At 36.2% G+C, this 18,650-nt stretch carries 13 protein-coding genes; 8 read left to right on the top strand and 5 right to left on the bottom strand.

Annotated features, from left to right (window positions below):
• Nucleotides 1-21: 21 nt before the first annotated feature.
• Both GFB47_RS10155 and GFB47_RS10150 read left to right on the top strand, forming a co-directional pair.
• On the top strand, nucleotides 22-3,687 hold the full coding sequence (locus GFB47_RS10155; protein ID WP_153447865.1) for a YobI family P-loop NTPase: 3,666 nt from the start codon (nucleotides 22-24) through the stop codon (nucleotides 3,685-3,687).
• 632 nt (nucleotides 3,688-4,319) lie between these two features.
• Entirely contained in the window at nucleotides 4,320-5,033 is a 714-nt protein-coding gene (locus GFB47_RS10150) for a hypothetical protein (protein ID WP_153447864.1), read from the top strand.
• A gap of 287 nt (nucleotides 5,034-5,320) precedes the next feature.
• On the opposite strand, the gene GFB47_RS10145 is transcribed toward GFB47_RS10150, so the two are convergent.
• The 3 genes from GFB47_RS10145 to mobC all read right to left on the bottom strand — a co-directional run bounded on the left by GFB47_RS10145 (nucleotide 5,321) and on the right by mobC (nucleotide 9,784).
• Entirely contained in the window at nucleotides 5,321-7,519 is a 2,199-nt protein-coding gene (locus GFB47_RS10145; RefSeq protein ID WP_153447863.1) for an AAA family ATPase, read from the bottom strand.
• Nucleotides 7,520-7,601: 82 nt separating this feature from the next.
• Nucleotides 7,602-9,425 (bottom strand): relaxase/mobilization nuclease domain-containing protein, encoded by a 1,824-nt coding sequence (locus tag GFB47_RS10140; protein ID WP_218619088.1) that lies wholly within the window; start codon nucleotides 9,423-9,425, stop codon nucleotides 7,602-7,604.
• Nucleotides 9,425-9,784 carry a plasmid mobilization relaxosome protein MobC gene (gene mobC, locus GFB47_RS10135; RefSeq protein WP_153447862.1) on the bottom strand — a complete coding sequence of 120 codons (360 nt, stop codon included), beginning with the start codon at nucleotides 9,782-9,784 and terminating at the stop codon, nucleotides 9,425-9,427. Before mobC ends, GFB47_RS10140 begins: the two co-directional genes overlap by 1 nt.
• 369 nt (nucleotides 9,785-10,153) lie before the next feature.
• On the opposite strand from mobC, the gene GFB47_RS10130 reads away from it, so the two are divergent.
• The gene (locus GFB47_RS10130; RefSeq protein ID WP_153447861.1) at nucleotides 10,154-10,558 is read left to right on the top strand and encodes a hypothetical protein; all 405 of its coding nucleotides are present in this window, start codon (nucleotides 10,154-10,156) and stop codon (nucleotides 10,556-10,558) included.
• On the opposite strand, the gene GFB47_RS10125 is transcribed toward GFB47_RS10130, so the two are convergent.
• Complete coding sequence (locus GFB47_RS10125) at nucleotides 10,553-11,464, bottom strand: Abi family protein (protein WP_225874267.1); 912 nt, start codon at nucleotides 11,462-11,464, stop codon at nucleotides 10,553-10,555. The two genes, GFB47_RS10130 and GFB47_RS10125, sit on opposite strands and share 6 nt — an antisense overlap.
• 155 nt (nucleotides 11,465-11,619) lie before the next feature.
• Nucleotides 11,620-12,750, bottom strand: a complete 1,131-nt coding sequence (locus GFB47_RS10120; protein ID WP_153447860.1) for a site-specific integrase — start codon at nucleotides 12,748-12,750, stop codon at nucleotides 11,620-11,622.
• A 181-nt stretch (nucleotides 12,751-12,931) separates the two neighbouring features.
• Here GFB47_RS10120 and dusA point away from each other — a divergent pair, with 181 nt between their 5' ends.
• From dusA to cysI, 5 genes are all read left to right on the top strand, one after another.
• The gene (dusA, locus tag GFB47_RS10115) at nucleotides 12,932-13,933 is read left to right on the top strand and encodes a tRNA dihydrouridine(20/20a) synthase DusA (RefSeq protein ID WP_407701704.1); all 1,002 of its coding nucleotides are present in this window, start codon (nucleotides 12,932-12,934) and stop codon (nucleotides 13,931-13,933) included.
• A 434-nt stretch (nucleotides 13,934-14,367) separates the two neighbouring features.
• Nucleotides 14,368-14,583, top strand: a complete 216-nt coding sequence (locus GFB47_RS10110) for an envelope stress response protein PspG (RefSeq protein ID WP_153447858.1) — start codon at nucleotides 14,368-14,370, stop codon at nucleotides 14,581-14,583.
• An 86-nt stretch (nucleotides 14,584-14,669) separates the two neighbouring features.
• On the top strand, nucleotides 14,670-14,903 hold the full coding sequence (locus GFB47_RS10105) for a hypothetical protein (protein ID WP_407701678.1): 234 nt from the start codon (nucleotides 14,670-14,672) through the stop codon (nucleotides 14,901-14,903).
• A 202-nt stretch (nucleotides 14,904-15,105) separates the two neighbouring features.
• The gene (locus GFB47_RS10100) at nucleotides 15,106-16,920 is read left to right on the top strand and encodes an assimilatory sulfite reductase (NADPH) flavoprotein subunit (protein WP_153447857.1); all 1,815 of its coding nucleotides are present in this window, start codon (nucleotides 15,106-15,108) and stop codon (nucleotides 16,918-16,920) included.
• On the top strand, nucleotides 16,920-18,647 hold the full coding sequence (gene cysI / locus GFB47_RS10095) for an assimilatory sulfite reductase (NADPH) hemoprotein subunit (RefSeq protein WP_153447856.1): 1,728 nt from the start codon (nucleotides 16,920-16,922) through the stop codon (nucleotides 18,645-18,647). Before GFB47_RS10100 ends, cysI begins: the two co-directional genes overlap by 1 nt.
• Nucleotides 18,648-18,650: the final 3 nt, after the last annotated feature.

Here is an 18,650-nt window from a genome sequence, read left to right as displayed (position 1 = left end):
TTAAATATTAGTAGGGTAAAAATGGTTAATGTTACTGCTTTAATTAAATTCATTAAGAGGTTATTTGTAGACCTATGCTGGAAATTAATTCAGCTTAATAGTGAAAAACCAGTTTTTAATTCTTCTAAACTTCCTGATCTCTGCCCTACTGATAATGCTGAAAATTGTGAAGAATATATTGATCGATTAAATGAATTATTGGTTAATCGTGAAGTAGTAAAAGAGGTCGCAATAACAGCACCTTATTCTGGCGGTAAAAGCTCATTTATTAACACTTATATGAGGCTTCATCCATATCATAAATATACTTGTATATCACTTGGGGCGTTTAGCGATGACAAGCCAGATAAACCTGAAGAAGGGGACGTAGCTGATATAAATAGGGTTGAAAAAAGTATTGTCCAGCAAATTTTATATAAAACAGACAGCGAGAATACTCCAAACTCAAGATTCAGGAAAATAATTAAATCTCACCCTAATTATTTCAATGCTTTTAGCTCATCAATTTGCTTTGTAATATTAGGCATTTTCATTGCAATAATGTCTTATATTCCTGAATACTCGTTAAAACATATTTTTTCTGAGTTTTTGAAAGATGGTGCAATTTCTACTTTTTCATTGGTATTAATCATTTATGTTACTTCCATCCTTATTTTATCTATAAAGGATGCCTTTAAAATATTTCCCAAGTTTAATTTAAGTAAATTCAATCCTTTAAAAGGTGAGGTTGCGTTTGAGCAACGTTCAAATGACTCTGTATTCAATATTTATTTAGAAGAAATTATATATTACTTTTCAAAAACAAAATCAGATGTCGTCTTTTTTGAAGATTTAGACAGATTTGAACGCTCAGAAATATTTGTTCAACTTAAAGAACTAAATAAGTTAATCAACGATAGTGCAGATGTTAAGCAAAGTGTTCGGTTCATATATGCATTGAAAGATGATGTTTTCAAAGGTGCAAGTAGAACAAAGTTCTTTGATGCAATAATTCCGATTATTCCTGTTACAAATAAATCAAACTCATTTCCTCTATTAAAACGCCTTTTAAAAGATTCTGGCTTTGAAAATGAATTTAAAGATGTTTATCTAAGAGATATCGCTGTATTTGTTGATGATATGCGAATGTTGAAAAATATCGTAGCTGAATACGGAATATATAAACCTATCCTTCAAAAAAATCTCCCTCAAATTGAACTACAAAAGCTCTTCAGTTTCATTATTTATAAAAATATCTATTGTGATGATTTTGCAGAACTTCATTCTGGTAATGGCAAATTAGCATCATTTTTTAACGACTTAAAAAGCTTGAAAAGTGATTTTAAAAGTTCAGTTCAAGATAAAGTTCATTTACTTGAACAAAATATAATTGATTCAGAACAGGAGCATTTACAATCAATTAAAGAGTTAAATGTCGTATATTTATCATTAGCTGTAACAAATATTAATCAGCTCGACTCAATAGAGGATAATAATATTCAAAGTGTTACGGAGCCTGAGACTTTTGAAAGGTTAATGATAAAAAATCGGGTTGATACAAAGAATTGGAATAGCCATTGGGGATCAGCAATAATGTTTGCTGATTTGGTTAATGGTATTGAGCCTCCATATGCAACCCGTAAGAAGAATATTGAAAATAAAAACAAAAGTTACAGAGCTAAGATTGAATTAGACATTAAAAAGCTTAAACAACAGTTAACTTCAATACCCCATTTGTCTATTAAAGAGCTAATTCAGCAGTATGATAGATTAAGCGTATTCGAGGCTATAAATGATGATAAATTACTTATTCATCTGATTGAAAAGGGATATATAGATGAACAATATCATCTTTATATATCTGTTTTTTACGAGGGAAATATTGCTAAAAGTGATATGGATTTTGTTATGGCTGTTAAGAGTAATGAAATAACAGAATCAAATAAATCATTAATTAATTGTGCTGAGATTCTTAAGTATTTCTCAGAAGATGAGTTCCGTAGCCTGTCATTTTTTAATTATACTATGCTTGATTATTTATTAGTTAAGGGGGACGAAAGCATACTCATTAATGTAATTGAGTATGTGTTAAAACAGCAGGATAATAATATTGAAGTTCTTTACGAGGCTAATCAAGAGCTGGTTAATGCCAAAGGATTTGGGCGTTTAATAATTGATAACTGGTCAGATATTTGGTTAAGCATTATATCGTATGAAAATTTAACAATAGAAAAAAGAAATGAACTTTTAATCTGGCTATTATTGGCTGTAAATAGTGATGAACTGAATGAAGAGAGTTCAAATGTTATAAAAAACTATCTTGATGAAAACGAAAGTATTTCCAATGCTATTCCTACGGAAAAAAATGATGTAACTATAATACAAGGGCTATTTAAATATCTACAAATTGAATTTCAACAAATAAATGACTGTGCAAAAAATACTGATTTTTTAAAGTTTATTGTCAAAGAAGAGTTATTTGTTATTAGCCAAGCTAATTTATTGGTAGCACTTAACTCCTTAAGCAATAAAGTTTTTTCTAACACATTCAGCCTTTCGGATATCTATGAAATAGACAATACAGATCTTATCAATCTTATTGAAAATAATATTATCGCTATTTCTCACTTAATCGAATCGGGGGAAATTGGAATAGGTAATAAAGTTCAATATCGAAATTTACTTAATAATGATCAGGTAGATGCTAAAGTTAAACAAAAGATCATTATTAATGAGAAGTGCAAAATTAATAGCTTATCTGAAATTTACGAAGAAACTACTCTGTGGGGCATATTCTTCCAAAATAATAAAATTGAAGCATCTTGGGGTAACGTAAAAGATTTTATACGTTCAAAAAGCTTCGATAAAAGCCAACTTGCTAGTTTTTTGAATCTACCTTCTGTTCATTTTGAGTTACTTAAAAAAGAGGCGGATTTAAGTGATGAAGATGAGCGTATATTCGTTGATTTGTTGATAAGTAAGGATATTCATCTCTCATCTTTTGAAAAGCTTCAGGCAGTTGTAGCAGGATCTTTTAATGAAATTAGCCTAGATAATATAGTAAATGATAAATTAAATAGCCTAATCCTCAACGGCAACATTAGTGTAACTAAATCTAATTACGAAGAATTAAAAGAAATTGATTCTGAGCTCTCTTGCTTATTATTAGAACAAGGTTTTGATGTGTTTTTAACCGAAATTGACTTGGAAAATTTTACTTTTGAAGAGGCTGGAATTAGCTTTGATTTTGATGAATTACGTATTCTATTAAACTCCGCAAAACTTACAGTTAAGCAAAAAAATATTATAATTACTGAACTGCAAGAACAGTTGCAAAATGCATCTGCTGTAATATTAGATGCTGTTATTTCTAATTTGAATGAAACCCCATTTCCTAAGCCGAAAATAAGTCCAGATCTGCTTGATAGTTTATTAAGGATTGGTAGTTCAACAGAAGAGAAAGTTACAGTTTATACCAATCAAATTAAAAATTTAGAGCAAGATAGTCAAAAAGGACTTTTGAGCTTACTTGGTAACGATTACCATAACATTGTAATTACTAGGTCAAACACTAATATCCCTGATACACCATATAATTTAAATCTAGTAAAAGAATTAGAGAAAGTTGGGCTAATATCTTCATTCAGTTACACTGAATCTCTTTTAGGAAATAAGCAGTTAAAAGTAAATGCCAAACGGAAAAAGTAATTGAGTATTTAATTTAGCTAATGCAGATTGAAGTGTAATTGAAATTAAGAAGCTCGATAGTGAATATTGGGACTTAATGGAAGAGGCATAATTCAGTTATTCTTTTCCCAGAACAGAAAAATCTCTGATTTTTCATTGCTGAGAATCTTTGATTCATCAGCCTTAACGCTATACCCCTCAAATCAGCATCTTAAATGACGCTTCTTGCCCGTTTTAGCTAAATCTTAGGTTAGTGATAGGAACTTAGCTTAAATGAGCTGTAAGAAGTATTGTCGTGATTTTGGATATATTAAATTAGATTTTATCATTATTTCTATTATTAATTAGCTTGGTATATAAGGGGGTGTGTAAGTGGTGTGTGCTATAGAGCGTTTGGGGTGTGTGTAATAATTAGTGGTGTGTGTAATGCGGAAGGTGTGTGTAATAAGGCGTGTTCGTCTTGCAATTTGTTTTTTTAATGGTTTACTGATTTTAGAACGAAAAAAAGAACTCTGGAAAAGTTCTTGATTTCGGAAAATCTCGATGCAGCGAGATATAATCATTGTTAGCATATTTTTAACCATTTTCAATAGCTTAACCATAAATTATATTTTTTCTCACGAGATAGCATAAATAAAACGAGGAGGAATCATATGCTATCAAAAGAACTTTTTCTAAGATTACCAAGGGCTTGCGTAATCAATAATTCTAAAGAACAAACCTTACTTTACCCTGAAAATTTAACGCCATTTCAAATGAAATTTGTGCTCGCAATTCTTGCTCAAGCGAATATGAGTAACGATAAAGTCATCGTAAATTTCGATATTTACCTACAAGACTTTAAATCACAACACTCTCTTTTTAGCTGGGTAAAAACATCAATGTCGAAAGTGATTAAGGCAATTGAGGGGATAAAGCACCCGTTCATTCACAATATAACGTGTGTCAACGATAGGATAAATGTAACGGTAAGCCAGCTATACAGAAAACTCATCGTTAGACAATTTTTAGATGAAAAGCCAGTTAATATTGAGCTTGAAGCTTTGATGGCATATAAGAAAGTTTCGTCAATCAAATTACATATACAAACCAAAGCGTTTTACCCATACAGAGCCAATTTTTATTTTTTAATTGAGTTTCTTGGTGTTTCGACAAATCAATGCAGAAAAGAGCAAATCCGCTCAATCAAGAACAAGATCAGAACCGTTAATAATGTTGCTGATTTTAAGTATCAGCATCCTGTCGAGATCAGTGCGCCCGAAAAAGAAGGTGATTATGATTTCTCTATTTTCAGACTAAAAGATGGACTATTTCCGTCAGATAGAATGTTGAAGAGAAAACCAGGGAATAGGAATAAAAAGGAGTAAATTTTTCAATAGTTTAATTTACAAAATATTTAAGGTGGAATAGAATAAATCTGTTACCACTTTGGTAATTCTCCAGCCTATGAAGCAAAGTAGCTTATTACATTGTGTGATGAGGTTGCCTGTGGCAAGCACAGGCGCTTAGTGGAGATTTGCTAATGAGACCTAAAATTGTAGATGTATGTCAATACACTCGTTTTCGTCTAGGTAAGCTTGAGGTAGTGCGTAAGCACCGCCGTTCGCTTCCAAGATGGTAAGTTAATTGAATACCTCGGTGGTAACAACTTTTATTATTGCATCATACATTCATAATGCCCCTCATCCTGAGTGTTTATAAAGATAGATTTAAACCTTTCCAAATACGCTTGTGGGTCAACTTCGACCATTAACCCTATATTTATTGGATCTGAGTGTGAACTTCGGTTTATGTAGCGGTAAAAGGCTTTATGTCCTTGATCTGGTTCTTTTTCAGCTAATTCATTTAATATGTCTGCTAGTTTTTCTTTCTTGTGTACAAAACCGAAGTAATACTCAATGATATTTCTCATTACATTAGGTAAAACGACAGGATTCGCATTACCTTCAATGACATCTTTCAGTATTTGCCATAAAGATTGATAATCATTTTTTAGTTCGCCTCTATTCATTGACTGCACACTTGAATATTGCTTTTTATTCAAACGGTAAAGAGCGTATTTCTCATTGAATTTATCTTTGCCTAATGGGGCTAGCTTCAACAACTCTTGATAAAAGAATAAACTGTGAGTCAAAATGACCACTTTTTTAAATCTGTTCCCTTTAATAATTTTTGAATGGATAAGAGAGGCTATATCATAGATATAGTTTTGAGAGAGACTTGATATTGGATCATCAATAACAATTAATTTTTCTTTGTCAGCAAGATCGGAATCTATGCTCATACTACCGTTACATTTCTCTATAAAATACAAGAAGGTTATTAGTGTTTTCTCTCCCTCACTAAGGGATTGAAATACTTTTTCTTCAGTGATGGCTTTTTCACTTCGGCTGAGTATGAAGTAGTTTTTCTGCTTTGGGTCGGTTGATGCAACAATTTCAAAGCTTGTTAGGCCAAGACTTTTTAAATTCACATTTATTCTTGCAATGGTATCGTCAATATTTGAAGTTCTAGAACGAAGAGAGCTGATTCTGTCTGCGACCTTTTTACCAATCAGTTTTACTCTCTCTAGTCGTTTATTAAGGAGGTCAATTTTATCATCCTGTTCATCTATTAGACGCTTTTCTAGTGAGAATAAGGCTTCAGTATCATATCTAACGGAGTCCCACATTCGGTGTTGAATATCACTTTCACTTTCTTTGAACTTATTAGCCTTAGCTATGATTATCTGAACAGTTTTATTGATCTCTTCCACTATTGTTTTTAATGGTTCTAGTTTGTCTTCGTAATCAATCAATTCAACGGATAAGCTTGGTTTTTCGACTTTAGATTTAATCAGGCTAAGGTTGTCTTTGTAAGCTAGCTCTAGTAGTTCAATATTAGGCTCTACCTTGTGGAGATTTGGATCATATATGGGGCAATTGATAAACGTAGCTTTAATGGATTCAATATACTCAGTCAAAGCCGTCTCATAAGACAGTGCAATAGCTTCAACTTTTTGCACGTTAGAGTCGTATGTTTTATTGAATAATGATGCAAGTTCAGAACGGAATGTGTCATCAATCGTTTCTTTTTGACAAAATGGACATTTTGTTTGTGCTTCCATTAAATAGTTGTCTTTACCGCTCTTAACCCAATTTTGACTGCTGAGTTCTGTTATAAACTCAGTGAGTTGACTATTCTCTGAGCCAACAATTGACTCAGAGAGTAAAGCTACTTCCTCTAATGTAATACTAGGTGAGGTCGGTAGGCTAACTAATGTAGGCAGAGTCTTGTCTGATTGAGTAAGGGAGTCATATTCAGTGTTAAGGCTATCAAGAGAGTCACGAGATACTCCTTTTTGAGCTTTTACTTGCTTATAGAACTTATTTTTGGGTGTTTTGAATCCTTTAAGAAATGGTTCAAGTGATGTCTTCTCGATGATATATTTCTGCTTAAAGACTTCTTCGATTGTGGAATCTGTTGCTGTGGTTTTAGCTTTTTCAGCTTCTGATATCTTGGTCTTGATTCCGCTGTAGATAGCTAAAAGTTTTTCTCTAAGTTTTGATTTTTCATCAATTCTTGCTTCGAGGTCAGCATTGTCTTTACTTAATGTGAAAACGCCTTCTTGCATAGGGTTATGCACAAAATTTTCATCTACAAAGGTTTGGTTATATACGATGGGTGTAAAATCACCATCAATATTCAAGCTACAATTGTCGAAATTGGTTTGATTATACAAGAAGTTAGAAACTGTGGATTTTCCTGTTCCATTTAGCCCAAAAATTAACGTGTTTTGCTTTGATATATCAAGAACTTCTGGAGTTGAAGGGTGATAGCTAGCGACCCCCATTATTGATATTGACTCTGCCACAATTATATTCCCTATATATTCGTTAATATAAAACCATACTAATATAAGTGATTTACTTAGTCTCTGATCTAGTTAGAAAAATTTAGATTTTCAGGGGGCATTTATGTTTCAGTGCTTTAGCTGAGTTTGATGGGGTGTCTACATCATTCATAGCTGTTTCACTTAGGATTTCTTTTAACTGAGCCAGTCGATTTTGTTTATGTTCGTGAATTATACCTTCTCGTGTCTTCAGATGTGCATTATGGTGTTCCTTGAAAGAGCCATAGCGTGAAAAAGTTAGTAGTTCTGTCTCTGTTTTTTTGCTTAGTTCTTTGACGGAAAAACCACGATCAATAGCATTTAAAAATGCACGCTCACTTTCCTTAACAGCAAGTTCTCTCAATGCGTTTATTGCCTTATCAATCTCATCTTCTGAGAGTAGTTTGTTCTTCAGAGCAATTTTGATATCTTCAAAGCAAAGTTGTTCTTTGATATCAGTAAGATCTTGATACGTCAGTTGATGAGGTTTGTCTGATTCAACAAAAAACAATAACGCAGGATCTTTTTTATAAGCGACTTTCATCATACGCTTTAAAAACGCTGGGCTTGAATTTGATAGCGTTGCACCTTTCCAGCCATTTTCAATGGCAATATTGATTGAAAGTGTTAAATCGTGATCGTTAGGTGTTGAAGGGCCAAATCGGATTGAGTCTCTTGTGCTTGATAATTTTAAGTTGTAATTATAAGGTCTTGCTTCAACATTCTTTTTACCAAAATAGATCAGGATGTCATCATTAGCATTGTTTTTGCGTTGTTTGTAATACTTGTTGATTTGAGCGATCTGAAAATCTAACATTTTACGTTTTAATTTGTGTGTTTCGTGTAGTGACGGTGGCTTTTCTAATGTATGAATGAAGTTTGGGAAGCGCTTTTTAATTCTCCCCAAAGTCATAGAACTTGAAATTTTACCACCTGAAATGCTTTCTCCTTGGTGGTGAAAAACGATACCTTTGTTCTTGCCTGATTTAGTGTGTCTGAGTAGCTCTATGCTAATTCCTTGCTTCTCAATCTGCTTAATAAAATCCATTTCATCATTAGCTGATTTGTAGAGGTTAAAAATGGATTTTTTTACCGTTTCAATTTTTTTATTTACCTGTGTCTTTTCTGCTAAATTCTGCTCTACCTGTTGATAAGCAATTTGCTTTGCTATTTCTGCTTCACTCTGATAAGAATCTTCCATTAATAGGTCATAGGATTTTCGTTTAATTTTGGTGAGCGGTGTGTCTTGTTCTTTTGCTTCGCTGAGATTCTTCTGGTGTTGATATTCAGCTTCAAGCTTGCGGTTTTTCATTACCTTTGCCATAGGATCATTAGCTGGTCTAATGGCGTTAGAAACATTGTTGCCAGTCAGTGTCAGGTTGTATTTTCTTTCGATTTTTTCACAGGCTACACGCATTTTTCTCTTTGAGTTTTTTACTCGTTGATAAGTGCCATTACTGTTGTGCTGTCCTCGAATAAAGTGATAGTGCAATCTCCCGTTATCTCTCTGAGGGTAGATAAGGTAAGGGGTGTTTTCCATATCGTATAAATAAGACAGTAATTCTACGCTGATTTGTGCCAATTCTTCTTGATTGAAACGAGCGTTGTCTTCATCCTCAAATGAAATCATTTCGTGTGCATAAAGCTTAGTTTGGAGTTTATTTGTAGATTGGTTTTTATTAAGCGTAATTTCATTGATAAATTCACGCATAAAATCTTTGTAGGCTACGGGATCAGAAATGTCGATAATACCCATATTAGATAGGGCTTGCAGTAATCGAGGATTATCAGGTGAGTTGAGATACTCTTTGGCTACCGTGTTATATCGAATTACAGCTTTTAACTGCTTAATTGATTCCCCTTCGTGTAATAGTTTAGCAATAGCCATTACTTCCCTCCTTCTACAACAAAACTTTTTAGCACTTTGTTTTTTAATGAAGAGATCTGCATTGCCAGTTTTTTAAGCTGAACAGTTTCAGAGTGGCTTATGGTTTTGCTACTGTTTGCTATTTTAGTCACTTGATTAAGGTTATTAGCACAGCGTTTTAAACTCGTCAGGATTTCAAGTAAGTAAGCATCATCTTGAATGATAGTTTTAGGCGGTTCTATTTTCTTTTTGCGTAGTAGCTTTTCAACTAACTCAAGCCACGTCCTTGCTTTTAGCTGAGATTTTGCCATTAGCAATGCTGATTTTTCTTCTTCACTACAACGAATGACTATTTTTGTATTGTTACTCCTTTGTGCCATATTTTCCTCCTTGCTGAACAAATACAATGAGTTTTAAGACTACCAACGGAATACTAAATCGTTTTTAATCGAAGATCGCTATCTGAAAATAGCTGTAAAATATCGAATGAAATGAGATTTTTCAGGTGATTTTAGAAAGTGATCAACACTCCTTTTTTAAATCGTTTTTATGATTTAAAACAAGTGCTTTGGGGGACCCAAGGCTCAACTTGCAACCTATTTTTTGTCTTAAACTCCTATACACAACAGAGCATATATTTTTACAATGTCAAATCATCAGACCTGGGACCATTGTGGCCCCAATGCTGGTAAGCTCTTGTAATCCCTTTTTTCTGTGATACAAAATTAAGAACCACAGGAGAAAAAATTATGGATAAACAGGAACAAGAAAATAGATTGGAATCGATCGCTAAAAATGAGTTACAAAAAACACAACAATTGGCTGAATCTGATTTTGTAAAAGGGCAGTTGAAAGAATTTATGAATAACAAGTTGCGTAAAGATATTGTTATTCGTGATGATTTACTGAAAGGTGGTGATGAGCCATCGAAAGCATTATTTGACAAGATTGACGGTCGTCAGGAAGCTCTTGATGATTTAGTTTCGATTATAGATACGCATCAAACTTGCCTGTTAAGCTCTTACGATATTGCAAAACAAGCGATTTCTGCGTTAAGGAAATACAACCCTACAAAAGCCAGTGAAATTGAAAATTCGTTGGCTTTGAAGGTTAAAAGTAGTGGTTCTAATGTAATAAAGAAAAAACGATTATGATGTAACTTTTGTTACCATATACAGATCGCCATTCTGAGTATTTATAAGGTCAAATTCATCTTTATCTAACTGCTTTAATTGACTGCGAAACTCACGTTTATAACGACTAAAGGGGGCTGTCAGTTCGCTCATTTCTTTTCTTTGGCATAGAAAAAGATAGTTTTTAGATGCGACTCGTTTCGCTTCTGCTTGGAGCATATGCACTTCGAGCCAATCTACTTTTTCTGATGAAAGCCATTTGATTATCTCAATGATTTTATCAATTTGGTTATTAATATAACTTATGGCAGATTGTTGATCTGTTACGCTTTTATGCTTCCAAATAGGTGAGTTATGAGCAATATCGTTCCTTAATTCCCGTAGAGCTGATATTTCTAATTGAACTGAAGAATTTGTTTTTCCCTTGGGTAAGTTAGGGAAAACCAAGGGCATACATTGGGGCCATAGTGCTTTTTTATCACCATTTATTGAAAAGCATTCTCTTAAAAGGTTATCCCAAAAACCAAAGTCCATTTTAGCAACAAGTAGGTCGTGCATTGTTAGACCTTTTGGTGCTGTTTGGATTTTACGAGCAATCTTTTTCTTTATATCTGCAACTTGCGCTCTATGCCATTTGATATTGTTATGATCTCGTTTACCTGCTTTCCAGCTTTTACGCTCTTTAGTGCTAATTTTGTCATACCAATCTGTTGATATTGTTTGTGTTGCACTAATATGGATAGAGTTTCGTAATGCAACTTCTAACGCACTGAGTAGTGGATGTATATTAGCCGCTACTTTTACTGACCAAACATAAGCACCGTGCAGTTCTACCGAGGTCGTTGTTTTAAAAACCTTTTCATACATAGATAAACGCTGATGTGGAATAACATTGGCGAGGGCGGTATATGTAATCGAGTTTGGCATATTAATTCTTCTGGTTTTAGTTGACAGTCATCGTGCTGTTGCTTAGTATATATGTATCAGCTTGTAGATGACCACTGATTCAAGCCACTACATAAGCAACCGTTTATCGGAGAGAAGCCCTAATCATTTGATTGGGGCTTTTCACTTTTTACAGTTTAAGAAATATCTTCTTTCAGATATTTTGCATATCCTTTCTTACCAAACTCTTTGATATCAATTTGGGCGTAGATATTGTGCAATATATTGATGTTTTTATGCCCTGTAATTCGGGCAATAATATTAATTGGCAAGCCCATTTCTGCAAGTCGTGAAGCGGCCTCTCGTCTTAAATCGTGATAACGTAAATTACTGATATTTAGTTTTTTTCTAACTCTTTGCCAACCAGCAGTTACAGAGCGAGGGTTATAGGGAAAAATTAATTCGGGTTGTTCAGGATCTTTTTTCTGCTTCATTATAATTTCATAAGAACCGCCCAATAACGGAATTTCCCAATCATTGCCTATTTTATCGTTTGGGTCTTTTCTATCTCTAATAATAACAGTTTTATTCTTGTGGTCTAAATCAGTCCATTCTATGCGTGTAATCTCAGAGATTCGCATTGCTGTAAGTAGCGAAATTTGTAATATATCACCATAAGGGATTTTAGCTGATTTGTGTTCAGATCGTTTGATTAAATGCTCTTCCATTAGCTTTAGCTCTTCTCTAGTTGGTCTGCGACTTCTGGATTTGGAACGACCAATTAAGTTTAGCGTCTTCAAAGATGAAATTGCTTCATCGTGATATTTACTATCGGCATTAACTTTAAGCACACCTTTTGCCACATCCATTACTGATTTTAGATAAGTGACATCGTGATATATGGTCTGGGGGGAAGGGGTCGTTGCCTCGTTGAACCGTTCTTCACAATGCTTAACTACATCACTCGCTCGCAAGTTACTTGCTAGAATAGATGATATTTCATAATTTAATAAGGCCCTAAGAACAAAACCTTTAGTCCTTCCAATGTCTAAAGATAAACGGGGGTGCGTTTGATACTTTCTTATCAGTTCGCCTACTGTGACTTCATCTAATTCGGATTCAGGACGATAAATGCCAGCTTTGACTCGTTCAAACTTATCTTCCATCTCTTTTTTAATTTTATTCGCCCACGTTTTGGCAAGTGTTTTTGTTTTGAATGTCTTAGATAGCCTGTCGATTACTTTTCCGCCGTGCGTTTGCTGGACTTTTGCTCGGTGGGTAATGTTGCCTGTTTTACCAACTCTTTTTTCAATAATTACAGATGCCATGTATAATCCTTTCTATTAAACGCTATGTTAGTAATGGGATCATAAATAACAGCTTGGGATCGAATTGGGATCAATTTGGGGTGTTATTTGGGATCATTTATAATGGAAAATATAGCAAAACAACACATAATAAACAAACTTCGATTTAGAGTTATCGTGGTTTTAGGTGGTTAACTCATTGATAAATAGTAAAGAAAATAAGAAATACGTTTCAAATAGATTTTCAATTGCACCGATGCTTGATTGGACTGACCGTCATTGCCGCTACTTTCATCGTCTGATGTCAGAGCATACTTTGTTGTATACCGAAATGGTAACGACGGGCGCAATTATCCACGGCAAAGGGGATTTTCTTGAGTATAGCCAACAAGAACATCCGATAGCGCTGCAATTGGGTGGTTCAAATGCGAAAGATTTAGCGCATTGTGCCAAGTTAGCCGCTGAACGTGGTTATGATGAAGTGAATCTAAATGTGGGATGCCCATCTGATCGAGTACAAAATGGTAAATTTGGTGCCTGCTTAATGGCAGAACCAGAGTTGGTGACGGAATGTGTGGCAGAGATGCGTGCGGTGGTGGATATTCCTGTGACAGTAAAAACGCGCATTGGTATAGATGATCAAGATTCGTATGAGTTTTTGACTCGCTTTATCCACATGGTGCATGAGCAGGGCGGGGTCGATCAATTTACGATTCATGCTCGCAAAGCTTGGCTTAGTGGTTTAAGTCCAAAAGAGAACCGCGAAATTCCTGAATTAGATTATCCGCGTGCGTATCAGCTTAAACAAGACTTCCCGCAGCTCAGTATTGCGGTTAATGGTGGGGTGAAAACATTAGAAGATTCTCTACTTCACCTGCAGCATCTAGACGGTGTGATGGTGGGGCGTGAAGCTTATCAAAACCCTTATATGTTGGCAGAAGTTGATCAGCGTTTATTTGGTAGTGATAAGCCAATCAAAAAACGCAGTCAGATTGTGCAAGAGATGTACCCGTATATTGAAAAACAGTTATCTGAAGGTGCATCACTTGGTCATATGACTCGCCACATGCTAGGAATATTTCAAGCGATGCCTGGCGCACGTCAATGGCGTCGTTATATTAGTGAGAATGCTCATAAAAAAGGCTCAGGGATAGAGGTGGTCGAAACTGCATTAGCGAAAATCCCAACTGAGCTAGATGTTTAACTAACAAGTAAATAATTACATCAGAAATTAATTAACTTGGCGAATTTGACGAACAGTAAGTCAAATTCGCCTTTTTATTGTTTTTGGTTAATCGTTATATTTGTATGTTATTGATTATTAATGATCTTAACTTGAAAGCTGCATTAATCGTTATAATCTAGGGGCTGTTGATTTTTCGTGATTAAATTTTGTTCGAGATAAAAGCCTTTTAATCGAGGCAAGTCGATTGAAGCCTAGTATTCTAAGTAAATGAGACTTAACGAAGAGTAAAAGGCTTTTAGCCGAACCCTTCGGGCTGCGTTTGTTGGTCTTTTCTACTTCGACATCGGCTTTTCGTGTAGCCAGCTACACCACAAAGCCTTTTTCTTGTATAAAAACCCAACAACTCGCAGCAAAAACAACCACGAAAGATCAATAGCTCCTAGGAGAGTACTATGTTTGAATTGTTATTTATCTTAATGTTGATTGCTATCTTCGTACTGACTGGCGCGACGATGGTGTCTTTCTTTATCGCCATGGGCGCAGCGCTATTATTAGGCGCTATTTTTGTGATGGTCGGTGCGGTGGTGAAGTTATTGCCTTGGATCATCGTTGCACTTATTGCGTTGTACATTTATAAGTATTACAACAAGCCCGATCAAAATATATAAAGTCGCACTATTTGAAATATGCGTCATTATTAAAGGAGTCGTCATAGGGTTGACGACACTTTGGATCCTTCTATAGGGCAGGGTTGATGATGACGGTTACTGAATTACAACGCTTGTATCAAGACCAGTTATTGGTCGAGGCGATTATAGAGTCTTCGGCGGAAGAAGCGGCATGGATTGTCGAGTTCCGCCATCGCCGTGGTGGGTTAGTCTTGCTGACGGATGTGTATGGCAAGGAATGTCATTGTAGCGATATTGATGATGCTTCTCGCTTAGCGCAAAAAGTGGGTTTTAAGCAAGTGCGTATCGCCAATAAATAAATTCTCGGCTCTGAGTATCTCTATTTTTAGTTTTAACACCAAGATCTTAGTTGGCGTTTTGTATCGCCTTCCTTTTGAAAAATCCTCGCTATTGTCCAAAAAGTTATAAAACATACTTATCAATTCTTTCTCGTCATTAATCAAAATGGTTAATCTATTAAGACGAAATATTAGGAATGCAATATAGATAGGGATGTCACTCATGCTACCAAAAGAACTTTCCGCTCTCGCCAGTCCACTCAATGATCAGCAAATTGGTCAGCTCCAGCAAACCATGTCTGAGTTATCACCTCAGCAATTGGCTTGGGTGAGTGGTTATTTTTGGGGGCTAAGCCAAACGGAACAATCGACAACGGCTCAATCGTCCCATGCTCAACTTTCTGTTGCGGCGCAACCTGCGGGCAAATTAACCATTATTTATGCTTCTCAAACGGGTAATGCCAAAGGTGTGGCAGAAGCATTGAAAAAAGAAGCTGAAGCGAACGATATCGCGGTTGCTCTATTTGATGCCAGTGATTACAAAGGTAAGAACTTAAGTAAAGAGACGCATGTTATTTTTGTGGCGTCGACTAATGGGGAAGGCGAAGCGCCAGATAATGCGCTTGAATTGCATGAATTCCTCCAATCTAAAAAAGCGCCTAAATTACCAAACCTACAATACGCGGTGATTGGTTTAGGTGACTCAAGCTATGAGTTCTTTTGTCAAACAGGTAAAGATTTTGACGCCTTCTTAAGCAAGCAAGGGGCTACGGCATTTCTTGAGCGTCTTGATTGTGATGTAGATTATGAAACACAAGCAATCCAATGGCGTAAACGAGCATTAGATAAAGTGAAAGAGACGCTTTCAAATGGTGATGCGGAGGTAGTTCAACTTCCGGTTGGTAACGCCGCACATGTAGAGAGCCAATGGAATAAACAAAATCCTTACACTGCTAGCTTACTAACGAGCCAAAAAATCACTGGCCGAGAGTCTGGAAAAGATGTTCGCCATATCGAAATTGATTTAGAAGGGTCTGGTTTAACTTATCAGCCTGGTGATGCGTTGGGGGTTTGGTATGAAAATAGCTCTGAGCTGGTGGCGGCTATTTTAGAACAAGTCGGTTTATCTGGGATTGAGAGTATTGATTTGGATGGTGATAGCTTATCTATCCATAGCGCTTTAGTGGCGAAATTTGAAATAACCTCCGCGAATCCTCAATTTGTGACCAAGTATGCTGAAGCTTCGGCTAGTAAAAAACTGCAAAAACTAGTGCAAGATAAAGACAAGTTACGTGAATATGCCGGTAATACACAAGTGATTGATGTATTAAAAGAGAAAAAGACCAAACTGTCGGCAGATGAATTAGTCGGTTTGTTGCGCCGATTAACCCCGCGTCTTTATTCTATAGCTTCAAGTCAGGCGGAAGTAGAAGAAGAGGTTCACTTAACCGTAGGGCTGGTGGAATATAATCAAGGTGAAGAATCGCGATTTGGTGGCGCGTCTGGTTTCTTAGCGCACAACTTGGAAGAGGGCGATGAGGTTAAAGTGTTTATTGAGCACAATAACAATTTCAAATTGCCACAAGATGATAATACTGACGTGATCATGATTGGCCCTGGAACCGGTATTGCGCCATTCCGCAGCTTTATTCAAGAGCGTGAAGCGCGCGATGCAGAAGGTAAAAACTGGTTATTCTTTGGTGATAGAACCTTTACTCAAGACTTTCTGTATCAAGTTGAATGGCAGAAATATCTAAAGTCAGGTGTGCTGAATAAATTAGATGTGGCATTTAGCCGAGATCAAGCAGACAAAGTTTATGTGCAAGACCGTATTTTAGAGCATGCCGAGCAAGTTTGGTTATGGTTACAAGCCGGTGCGTATGTCTATGTTTGTGGTGATGCTAATCGCATGGCGAAAGATGTACATAATGCTTTGATCACGGTTGCACAAAAGCAAGGAAGTTTAAGCCAAGAGCAAGCTGAAGAATTTATCAATGATTTACGCAAAGCAAAACGCTACCAAAGGGATGTGTACTAATGAGCACGAAAGAACAAGTTGTATTAGGTGAAGTATTAGGACCGCTTTCCGATGGTGAGCGTTTAAAAGCGGAAAGCAATTTCTTACGCGGAACTATTGCTGAGGATTTAGCAAACCCAATCACGGGAGCGGTGACGGGGGACAATTTCACCTTGATCCGTTTCCATGGCATGTATTTACAAGATGATCGTGATATTCGCGCCGAAAGAGCTAAGCAAAAATTAGAACCGCTGCATACTTTAATGGTTCGAGCTCGATTGCCTGCCGGAGTGATAACGCCAACTCAGTGGCTTGGTGTCGATAAATGGGCTGATGAACATACGTTATACGGAAGCATTCGTTTAACCACTCGTCAAACTTTTCAATATCACGGTATTTTGAAGCCCAATATTAAAAAGGTCCATAAGGCATTAAGTTCGATTGGTATTGATACCATAGGTACTGCCGCTGATATGAATCGAAACGTACTATGTACCGCCAATCCATATCAATCGGAAGTACATAAAGAGGCTTATGCTTGGGCTCAAAAAATTAGTGAGCACTTTTTACCTCATGCTTCTGGCTATGCTGAGGTTTGGTTAGATGCTGATAAAATAGAAAGCACGGTAAAAGAAGAAGAGCAGATCTTAGGCAGTACTTATTTACCGCGTAAGTTCAAAACGACTATTGCCATTCCGCCATTAAATGATGTGGATGTGCACGCTAATGATTTGAACTTTGTTGCGATCCAAGAAGACGGAAAATTAATCGGCTTTAATGTGCTGGTTGGTGGTGGCTTAGCAATGACGCATGGCGATACCTCAACCTATCCACGCCGAGCGGATGATTTTGGTTTCATACCGGTTGAAAAAACATTGGCCTTTGCTCAAGCTGTGGTGACAACTCAACGTGATTGGGGTAACCGTTCTAATCGTAAAAATGCTAAAACAAAATATACTTTAGATCGTGTTGGTATCGATGTGTTTAAAGCGGAAGTCGAAAAACGTGCTGGTGGTGAGTTTGAAGTCAGTCGCCCGTATGAATTTACCGAGCGTGGTGATCGAATCGGTTGGTCTGAAGGCATCGATGGTAAGCACTACTTGTCTCTATTTATTGAGAATGGTCGTATTCTAGATTTACCTGGTAAGCCGTTAAAAACAGGGATGACGGAATTAGCCAAGATACATAAAGGTGATTTCCGTATTACCGCCAATCAAAACTTAATTGTCGCAGGTGTACCATCCGATCAAAAAATGGCGATTGAAAAAATTGCTGTTGAACATGGCTTAATGGATGAATCTGTCAGTGAGCAGCGTAAAAACTCAATGGCGTGTGTGGCCTTTCCTACTTGTCCGTTAGCGATGGCAGAAGCAGAACGTTTCTTACCTTCTTTTGTGACAGATGTAGAAGGCTTATTACAAAAGCATCAATTACCGACAGAAGAAAATATTATCTTGCGAGTCACTGGTTGTCCTAATGGTTGTGGACGTTCAATGTTGGCCGAAGTGGGTTTAGTTGGCAAAGCGCCAGGGCGTTATAATTTACATCTTGGTGGTAACCGCAGTGGTACTCGTATTCCTAAGATGTACAAAGAAAACATAACGGATAAACAAATTTTATCCGAGCTTGATGACTTAATAGGGCAATGGAGCCGAGATCGCGAATCTAATGAAGGCTTTGGTGACTTCACTATTCGTACCGGCATTATTGATGAAGTCTTTGTCTCTAAAAGGGATTTCTATGCATAGTTC

The organism is Vibrio algicola (assembly GCF_009601765.2).
Classification (GTDB): Bacteria; Pseudomonadota; Gammaproteobacteria; order Enterobacterales; family Vibrionaceae; genus Vibrio; species Vibrio algicola.
The sequence above is the reverse complement of the archived record's forward strand: the minus strand, read 5'-3'. Positions and strand labels throughout refer to the sequence as shown.

Bases quoted from the DNA above. Each gene is read 5' to 3' on its own strand.
- GFB47_RS10155 (WP_153447865.1), top strand. From the start codon at position 22: ATGGTTAATGTTACTGCTTTAATTAAATTCATTAAGAGGTTATTTGTA.
- GFB47_RS10150 (WP_153447864.1), top strand. From the start codon at position 4,320: ATGCTATCAAAAGAACTTTTTCTAAGATTACCAAGGGCTTGCGTAATC.
- GFB47_RS10140 (WP_218619088.1), bottom strand. From the start codon at position 9,425: ATGGCTATTGCTAAACTATTACACGAAGGGGAATCAATTAAGCAGTTA.
- mobC (WP_153447862.1), bottom strand. From the start codon at position 9,784: ATGGCACAAAGGAGTAACAATACAAAAATAGTCATTCGTTGTAGTGAA.
- GFB47_RS10130 (WP_153447861.1), top strand. From the start codon at position 10,154: ATGGATAAACAGGAACAAGAAAATAGATTGGAATCGATCGCTAAAAAT.
- GFB47_RS10125 (WP_225874267.1), bottom strand. From the start codon at position 11,464: ATGCCAAACTCGATTACATATACCGCCCTCGCCAATGTTATTCCACAT.
- GFB47_RS10120 (WP_153447860.1), bottom strand. From the start codon at position 12,750: ATGGCATCTGTAATTATTGAAAAAAGAGTTGGTAAAACAGGCAACATT.
- GFB47_RS10110 (WP_153447858.1), top strand. From the start codon at position 14,368: ATGTTTGAATTGTTATTTATCTTAATGTTGATTGCTATCTTCGTACTG.
- GFB47_RS10105 (WP_407701678.1), top strand. From the start codon at position 14,670: ATGATGACGGTTACTGAATTACAACGCTTGTATCAAGACCAGTTATTG.
- GFB47_RS10100 (WP_153447857.1), top strand. From the start codon at position 15,106: ATGCTACCAAAAGAACTTTCCGCTCTCGCCAGTCCACTCAATGATCAG.
- cysI (WP_153447856.1), top strand. From the start codon at position 16,920: ATGAGCACGAAAGAACAAGTTGTATTAGGTGAAGTATTAGGACCGCTT.